This window comes from Nonomuraea endophytica (assembly GCF_014203235.1).
Taxonomy (GTDB): domain Bacteria; phylum Actinomycetota; class Actinomycetes; order Streptosporangiales; family Streptosporangiaceae; genus Nonomuraea; species Nonomuraea endophytica.
In genome coordinates this window covers 152,084-158,443 of sequence record NZ_JACHIN010000022.1, presented here as the reverse complement: position 1 = coordinate 158,443, position 6,360 = coordinate 152,084, and the positions used below count along the sequence as shown (strand labels likewise).

The following is a 6,360-nucleotide window of genomic DNA, read 5'->3' as shown; positions in this document are numbered from 1 at the left end:
ACCGGGCCCGAGCCCGCGGCCACGACCACCCGCACGCCGTCCGCATCCTCGCCCGCGCCTGGCTGTTCGTGATCTGGCACTGCTGGCAGGACGGCGTCGCCTACGACCCCACCCAGCACAGAGCCCTCCAACGACTCCTCAACCAAGATCAACCGGCTGCTGCTTGACACAGGGCTACTCATGCGTTCACCCCTTCCTGCTCGCACAGCCAGTCCACGATGCCCTCGACCGCGTCGCGGCAGGTGCCGCAGCCGGTCGTGGCCCTGGTGGCCGCGCTGACCGCGGCCAGGTCGCGGGCGCCCGCCTCCCAGCAGGCGCGGATCTGGCCCTTCGTGACGTTGTTGCAATGGCAGACCTTGGCGGCGTCCGGCATCCGGACGGGGCTGTCGGCCACCGCCCCGGCGCCCGCCAGGCCGGGGAACAGCAGTCCTGCACGGTCGCCGGGCAGCGGGCCGCCGCGGTCGTAGAGCTGGGTGAGGGTGCCGACGGCGTCGCTCTCCCCCAGCAGGATCGCGCCGACCAGCCGGCCGTCGCGGACGACGAGCTTGCGGTACGTGCCGCGGGCGCGATGGCTGAACCTGACCACCTCGGCCTGGTCCTCCTCCAGGTGTGTCTCGCCCATGGCGGCCAGTTCCACGCTGCGCGCCTTGAGCCGGGTGACCAGCCGCGAGCCCCGGTAGCGCGACTTGCCGCCGGTGATGACGTCGGCGGCCACCGCGGCCTGCTCCCAGGCGGGGGCGACCAGGCCGTAGACGGTGCCGTCGTGCTCGGCGCACTCGCCGACGGCGAAGATCGACGGGTCGTCGGTGCGCATCTCGTCGTCCACGACGACGGCCCGCCGTACCTCCAGACCGGCGTGCGCGGCGAGTCCGGTGAGCGGACGCACGCCGCAGGCGAGCACCACGAGGTCGGCCTCCACCAAGTCCTCCGCCGCTCCCAGCTGAACGCCGGAATCGGTGATCGCGGTGACGGTGACGCCGGTGCGGATCTCGACGCCCAGCTCGCCCAGCGTCTCGCCGAGCATGAGCCCGGCCTCGGCGTCGAGCTGGCGTTCCATGAGATGGCCCGCCAGGTGCAGGAGCGTGACGGGCAGGCCGCGCCCGGCCAGGCCGCGCGCCGCCTCGACGCCCAGCAGCCCGCCGCCCACGACGACGGCGCGCCGGGCGTGCTCGGCCGCGGCCACGATGCGCTCACAGTCCCCGAGCGTGCGGAACGGCACCGCCCGCGCCACCCCCGGGATGGGCGGCACGACCGCCTCGCTGCCGGTCGCCAGGACCAGCACGTCGTACGGCTCCCGCCGCCCGTCCCGGGTGATGACCGCCTGGGTATCGCGGTCGATCTGGACGACCTCGGCCCCTAGCACCGCCTGGACGCCGTGTTCGGCGTACCAGGCGGCGTCCAGCAGGCGTACCTGGTCGGGCCCCGAGCTCCCGGCCAGGACGTTGGACAGCAGCACCCGGTTGTAGGGCTGCCACGGCTCGGCGCCGAAGACGGTGACCTTGGCCCGCGGGTCGCGCGCCCGTACCTCGCTGACCAGGCGCGAGCCGGCCATGCCGTTGCCGATGACGACGAGCCTCATGCCACCTTCTCCAGTCTCACGGCGCACACCTTGAACTCCGGCATCCGCGAGGCCGGGTCGAGCGCGGGGTTGGTGAGGCGGTTGGCGCCCTCCCAGTGGAACGGCATGAATACGGTGTCGCGCCGGATCGTGTGGGTGATGCTGGCGACGGCCTCCGTGCTGCCGCGGCGGCTGCGCACGCGGACCAGGTCGCCGGCGCCGATGCCGAGCTGGGCGGCGAGGTCGGGGTGGAGTTCGACGAACGGTTCGGGGGCGGCCTCGACGAGGGCGGCGACGCGGCGGGTCTGGGCGCCGCTCTGGTACTGGGCGAGGACCCGGCCGGTGGTCAGGTGCACCGGGTAGTCGTCGTCGGGTTCCTCGGCGGGCGGGCGGTGCTCGACCGGGGTGAAGCGGGCGCGTCCGTCGGGGGTGGCGAAGCGGTCGAGGAAGGGGCGGGGCGTGCCGGGGTGGTTCTCGGCGGGGCAGGGCCAGAACACGCCGGTCTCGGCGGCGATCCGGTCGTAGGTGATGCCGGCGTAGTCGGCGATGCCGCCCGCGCTGGCGCGGCGCAGCTCGTCGAAGACGGCGGGCGGGCTGGCCGTCCAGGTGTGGCCGAGCCCGGCCGCGATGCCCTGGATGATCTCCAGGTCGGTCCTGACCTCGCCGGGCGGCGGGAACGCGCGCCGCCGCAGCAGCACGCGGCCTTCGAGGTTGGTCATGGTGCCGTCCTGCTCGGCCCACTGGGCGGCGGGCAGGACGACGTCGGCCAGCGCGGCGGTCTCCGACAGCACCACGTCGGCGACGACCAGCAGGTCGAGGCGGCGCAGCCGGTCGGCGAGGGTGCCGGAGCGCGGCGCGGACACGACCGGGTTGGAGCCGAACAGCAGCAGCGCCCTGGGCCCTTCGGCGGTGCCGAGCGCGTCGAGCAGTTCCTGGGCGGAGCGGCCGGGTCCGGGCAGCGCCGACGGCTCGACGCCCCACACCGCGGCCACGTGGGCGCGCGCCGCCGGATCGTCGATCTTGCGGTAGCCGGGGAGCTGGTCGGCCTTCTGCCCGTGCTCGCGGCCGCCCTGCCCGTTGCCCTGGCCGGTCAGGCAGCCGTAGCCGCTGCCGGGGGTGCCGGGCAGGCCGAGCGCGAGTGCCAGGTTGACGAAGGCGGAGACGGTGTCGGTCCCCTTGGCGTGCTGCTCGGCGCCACGCCCGGTGAGGATGTACGCGTTATCCGTATTTTTCAGCATGTGTACGGCGGAGCGCATCCGAGCCACCGGCACCCCGGTGATCCGCTCCACCCGCTCCGGCCACCAGGACGCCACCGACGTCCGCACCGCGTCGAACCCGGAGGTCCGCGCCGCCACGTACGCCGCGTCCACCCCGCCCTCGGCGATCAGCAGGTGCAGCAGCCCGAGCGCCAGCGCCAGATCGGTGCCCGGCGCCGGCTGCAGGTGCAGCGCCGCCAGCTTGGCGGTGGGCGTCAGCCTCGGGTCCACCACGATCAGCCTCGGCACGCCCAGGTGGCGGACGAGCGGCGGCATGGTCTCGGCGATGTTGGCCCCGGCCAGCAGGACGACGTCGGCCCCTGCCAGGTCGGTCAGCGGGAACGGCAGGCCCCGGTCCAGCCCGAACGCCTTGTTGGCCGCGGCCGCCGCCGAGGACATGCAGAAGCGGCCGTTGTAGTCGATCTGGCTGGTGCCGAGGGCGACGCGGGCCAGCTTGCCCAGGTGGTAGGCGCTCTCGTTGGTGAGCCCGCCGCCGCCGAACACCGCCACGCCGTCGGGGCCGTGCGCGGCGCGGATCCCGGCCAGGCTTCTGGACACGTGGTCCAGGGCCTTCTCCCAGGTGGCCCGCCGGCCGTACAGGAGGGGGGTGGTGAGCCGGGCGCCCGGTTCGAGCAGTTCACCGGCGGTCCAGCCCTTCTGGCACAGCGCCCCGCCCCCGTGCCCGTTGGCCGGGATGTCGGTCCTGGGGGCGATCGTGACCTCGCCGCCGCGCGCGGTGACGGTCATGCCGCACTGCAGCGCGCAGTACGGGCAGTGCGTCTTCACGGACGCGCCGTCGGGGGGTGAGGTCACGGGTTCGATCGTGCTTTCGGGTGGTTTCACCCCTGGGTCCCTTCTGTTACCTCTGTGCTAACAGCGGCTCACCGCGCGTGTGAGCCTCACACGCGGGCGTGGGCCAGGCTGGGCAGGCGGGCCGCGCCGAGCGTGCGCAGGTAGCACCACCAGGTCAGCACGGTGCAGGCGGCGTAGAAGAGGGCGAAGGCCAGGAAGGCCGAGGCCGGGCTGCCGGTCTGGGCGAACGACATGCCGAAGCCCCGGTTGATGAGGAAGCCGCCGAAGGCCCCGACCGCGGAGATGACGCCGATCGCGGCCGAGGCCTGACGCTTGCCGTACACGAGGGCCTGTTCGCCGTCGCCGCGCTCGGCGCGCGCCTTCGCCTGGAAGATGGCCGGGATCATGCGGTACGTCGAGCCGTTGCCGATGCCCGAGGTCACGAACAGCAGCTGGAAGGCGAGGAAGAACGCCCAGAACCCGCCACCCGCCGCGGCCGCCCACGTCAGCAGCACGCCCGCGCCCATCGCGGCGAACGTCCAGAACGTCACCCGCGCGCCGCCCAGCCGGTCGGCCAGCCACCCGCCCACCGGCCGGATCAGCGAGCCGACCAGCGGCCCGGCGAAGGCCACCGCCGTCCACGGCGCCGCCGGATACAGGCTCTTGGCCAGCAGCGGGAAGGCGGTGGAGTAGCCGATGAACGAGCCGAACGTGCCGATGTAGAGGAACGACATGATCCACGTCTGGCCGCTGCGCGCCACCGCGAGCTGCTCGCGCGGCTCGGCCTTGGCGGTGGCCAGGTTGTCCATGAAGAACCAGGCGCAGACCGCCGACACCACGATGAACGGCACCCAGAACCAGCCCGCCGCCGCCAGCCCCAGCGCGCCGATCACCAGCGGCACCACGAGCTGCACCGAGCTGACCCCGATGTTGCCGCCCGCCGCGTTGAGCCCGAGCGCCGAGCCCTGCTTACTCTGCGGATAGAAGTAGGTGATGTTGGCCATGCTGGAGGCGAAGTTCCCGCCGCCCAGCCCGGCCGTGGCCGCGATCACCAGCAGCACCCAGAACGGCGTGGCCGGATCGCTCACCGCGAACCCCAGCGCGATCGCCGGGATGAGCAGCAGCAGCGCGCTGACCACCGTGAACGTCCGCCCGCCGAACCTGGCGGGCCCGAAGGTGTACGGCAGGCGCAGCGCCGAGCCGATCAGGTTCGGCAGCGCCACCAGCCAGAACAGCTCGTCGGTCGACAGGTCGAGGCGGCCCGTCTTGGCCGCCACCACGCTCCACAACGTCCAGACGGTGAAGCCGAGGTGCTCGGCCAGGATGGAGAAGACGAGGTTGCGCCGGGCGACCTTCTTGCCGGTGCGCTCCCAGAAGGCGGGGTCGTCGGGGTGCCATTCGGCGATCCATCGGGTCATGGCCGTGACCGTAGGCAGCGCTCGTTACGCACGCTGACGGTCTGTGACGGTGCGGCGGTTACAGCGGACTCACCGCCGTAACCCCGGCAACACGGATGTAACGCCCGGCTCCAGGTTGGCGGCGATCATTGCTGGGAAACTGTTCCCTGACATCGCGCGAGATCTCGGGGAGTTGCGTGTGAGGGTCCAGGCGATCCGGCTGTTCGGCGATCCGGTGCTGCGTTCGGTGGCGGAGCCGGTCAAGGATTTCGACCGGGAGCTTCGGGGACTGGTGAAGTCCCTGACCATCACGATGCGGTCGGGAGCCGGCCGCGCCGGGCTGGCGGCGCCGCAGATCGGGGTGCCGTCGCGGGTGATCGTCTACGACTACGACGGCAAGGCCGGGCACCTGATCAATCCCCGGCTGGAGCTGTCGGAGCGAAAGGTGACCGCGGACGAGGCCTGCCTGTCGGCGCCGAGTGCCTGGTGGCCGCTGGAGCGTTCCTACATGGTGGTGGCGCGCGGGCGGGACATGTTCGGCAAGGCGGTCTCGGTCCGGGCGCTGGGGGTGCTGGCCAGGGTGCTGCAACACGAGTGCGACCACCTGGACGGGGTGCTGTTCAGCGACCACCTCCCGGCCGACGAACGCGAGCGCTTCCTGGCCACCGTCGCCCCATGAGCCCTCTGAGGGTCTTCACCAGCGGTTCCAGCCCACCGTGCGCGCCCAGTCGGCCAGGCCGGCGCCGCGCAGGCCCGCGCCCGCGAGCACGGGTTCACTGAGGACGCGGTCGGCCACGTCGTTGAGGTCGGCGGCGACCTCGTCGGCGGCGTCGATCTCCTCGGGCCTGGTCAGCGGGGTCGGCACCAGGATGCCGCGGGCCCCGGCGGCACGCGCGGTCTGCATGTCCTTGCCGAGGTCGCCCACGACCATACAGTCGCGCGGGCTGACGTCCAGGATGGCCGCCGCCCTGATCACCAGGCCGGGGGCCGGCTTGCGGCAGGTGCAGCCGTCACCGTCGGCGTGCACGCAGATCGCCCACGCGTCGAACGGCCCCAGCAGCGCCTCGACCGTGGAGTTGACCTGGTCCATGTCGTCCGGCGAGAGCACGCCGCTGGCAACGTCCGACTGATTGATGACCACCCCGACCGGCACGTCGGCGCGGCGCAACCGGCTGAGCGCCGCGCCCGCGCCCGGCATGGGCACCACGCGCCCCGGGTCGCCGTTGTGGGGAACATCCCTGATCAGCGTCCCGTCGCGGTCGAACAGGACGGCCGCGGGACGATGATGATCGAACACTTTTCGCACCTCCGTCAGAACGCCGCCCAGCTACCCGCCGGACCACGCCCCAAACGACCA

General features: G+C 72.9%; 5 protein-coding genes. 1 reads left to right on the top strand and 4 read right to left on the bottom strand.

Annotation, left to right across the window (positions count from 1 at the left end):
• Positions 1-178: 178 nt before the first annotated feature.
• The 3 genes from HNR40_RS48885 to HNR40_RS48875 form a co-directional block, all read right to left on the bottom strand.
• Complete coding sequence (locus HNR40_RS48885; protein WP_184974298.1) at positions 179-1,579, bottom strand: FAD-dependent oxidoreductase; 1,401 nt, start codon at positions 1,577-1,579, stop codon at positions 179-181.
• Positions 1,576-3,627: a molybdopterin oxidoreductase family protein gene (locus HNR40_RS48880; protein WP_312896822.1), complete on the bottom strand. Its 2,052-nt coding sequence runs from the start codon at positions 3,625-3,627 to the stop codon at positions 1,576-1,578. The genes HNR40_RS48885 and HNR40_RS48880 overlap by 4 nt, the downstream gene beginning before the upstream one ends.
• 86 nt (positions 3,628-3,713) lie before the next feature.
• A complete protein-coding gene (locus HNR40_RS48875; RefSeq protein ID WP_184974296.1) occupies positions 3,714-5,024 on the bottom strand; it encodes an MFS transporter in 1,311 nt (436 codons plus the stop codon).
• Positions 5,025-5,202: 178 nt separating this feature from the next.
• On the opposite strand from HNR40_RS48875, the gene HNR40_RS48870 reads away from it, so the two are divergent.
• Positions 5,203-5,682, top strand: coding sequence for a peptide deformylase (locus HNR40_RS48870; RefSeq protein WP_184974294.1), 480 nt, complete (start codon positions 5,203-5,205; stop codon positions 5,680-5,682).
• A gap of 15 nt (positions 5,683-5,697) precedes the next feature.
• Here HNR40_RS48870 and HNR40_RS48865 read toward each other — a convergent pair whose 3' ends face one another.
• On the bottom strand, positions 5,698-6,300 hold the full coding sequence (locus HNR40_RS48865) for a D-glycero-alpha-D-manno-heptose-1,7-bisphosphate 7-phosphatase (RefSeq protein WP_184974292.1): 603 nt from the start codon (positions 6,298-6,300) through the stop codon (positions 5,698-5,700).
• Positions 6,301-6,360: the final 60 nt, after the last annotated feature.